This window comes from Nocardioides ureilyticus, assembly GCF_051280745.1.
In the GTDB taxonomy this organism is placed as follows: Bacteria; Actinomycetota; Actinomycetes; order Propionibacteriales; family Nocardioidaceae; genus Nocardioides.
The window spans coordinates 1-1570 of sequence record NZ_JBNCOG010000075.1 but is presented as its reverse complement, the minus strand read 5'-3'; the positions used below and the strand labels follow the sequence as shown (position 1 = coordinate 1570).

At 69.4% G+C, this 1570-nt stretch carries 1 protein-coding gene and 1 pseudogene; both read left to right on the top strand.

The genetic code is table 11. From position 1 onward, the window contains the following. Positions 1–275 (top strand): annotated as a pseudogene (locus tag ACSMHG_RS19520) (methyl-accepting chemotaxis protein); the annotation flags it as partial. A 351-nt stretch (positions 276–626) separates the two neighbouring features. Next, the coding region (locus ACSMHG_RS19515) for a HAMP domain-containing protein (protein WP_435748249.1) at positions 627–1570 on the top strand (944 nt) is incomplete at its 3' end.

Genomic DNA, 1570 nt, shown 5'->3' with positions numbered 1-1570 from the left:
CGATCGGTGAGATCGCCTCGATCATCACCTCGATCAACGACTACCAGCTGACCATCGCCTCGGCGGTGGAGGAGCAGACCGCGACGACGAACGAGATGTCGCGCAACGTGGCGGAGGCCTCGACGGGTTCGGGCGAGATCGCGACGAACATCTCGGGTGTCTCCTCCGCGGCGGAGTCGACCACCCAGGCGCTGGCCCAGGCCGGCTCCGCGGTGACCGAGCTGTCCTCGATGGCCCACCAGCTGCGGACCCAGGTCTCGCAGTTCAAGGCCTGAGCTCCACCCGGGTCCGCCACGACGGATCACCCACGACTGCTCTCCCCCACGGAGAAGCACCTCGATGACCGCGACACCGCCGCCGGCTTACGTCGTCGCAGCAGGGCGCGGCGCGTGCGGAGGAGATGTCGGTGCAGGCGGCCGGCGACGAGCTGGCCCGGGTGGCCGCCGACTCGCGGGCCGAGGCGGCCTGCTCGACCCGAGCCGGACCCAGACCCGTACAACCACGACACGCAGCACCAAAGATGGTGCAGCAGCAGAGGGAGCATGCCGATGTCCACCACCACTGATCGCCGAGGGCCGCTGGCCTGGTTCGGCGACCGGAGCGTCCGGGTCAAGATCCTGAGCGCGGTGGTCCTCACCGCGGTCGTCGCTCTCGTCGTCGGGGTCACGGGGCTCCGCTCGCTCAGCGCCTCGGCCGACCAGGCTGAGTCGCTCCACGACGAGAACGTGCTCGGCATCGTCGCGGCGGGAGAGATGGACAACGCACTTCAGTCGATCCGCCAGCATGCACGTGACGTCCTGATCGGCATCGACGAAGCCGCGAAGCATGAGGCCATGGACGACGTCGCCGCGGACGTCGAGGCCTTCGAGTCGGCAGCGGCGCGGTACCAGGAGGGCGGCCTGAAGGAAGACAGGGTGGCGGCCTTCGAGGGATTGCAGGACGCCGTGGCCGGATACGTCGCTGCCCAGCACGACCACCTCTTCGCTTTCGGGCTGGCGGATCGGAAGGCCGATTGGTACCGGGCCAACGAGGAGTTCGCGAGCATCCACTCCAGCGCGGCGAAGGAGCACATGGGCACCCTCGTCGCTGCGGAAACCGCCGCAGCCGATCGCGCCGCAGCCGAGGTGCGGGACAGCTACACCGCCAATCGCACCTTCGCGCTGCTGCTGCTCACCCTCGGCATCGGCTTGGCGCTGCTGGTCGGGTGGCTGGTCGCCCGTGCGATCTCACGCAACGTCGCCAAGGTCAAGGATGTCACCGACGCGATGGCCGAGGGTGACCTGACCCGGCGTGCGGAGCTGTCGACCCGCGACGAGGTCGGCGCGATGGGTGCCAGCCTGGACGCGGCGACGGCGAAGCTGCGGGACCTGATGACCAGCGTCATTGCCTCCTCGGACGCCGTGGCGGCTGCTGCGGAGGAGCTGTCGGCGTCGTCGCAGCAGATCGCTGCGGGTGCGGAGGAGACGTCGGTGCAGGCGGGTGTGGTCTCTGGTGCGGCGGATGAGGTGTCGCGGAACGTGCAGACGGTGGCGGCGGGTGCGGAGCAGATGGGTGCTTCGATCCGGGAGAT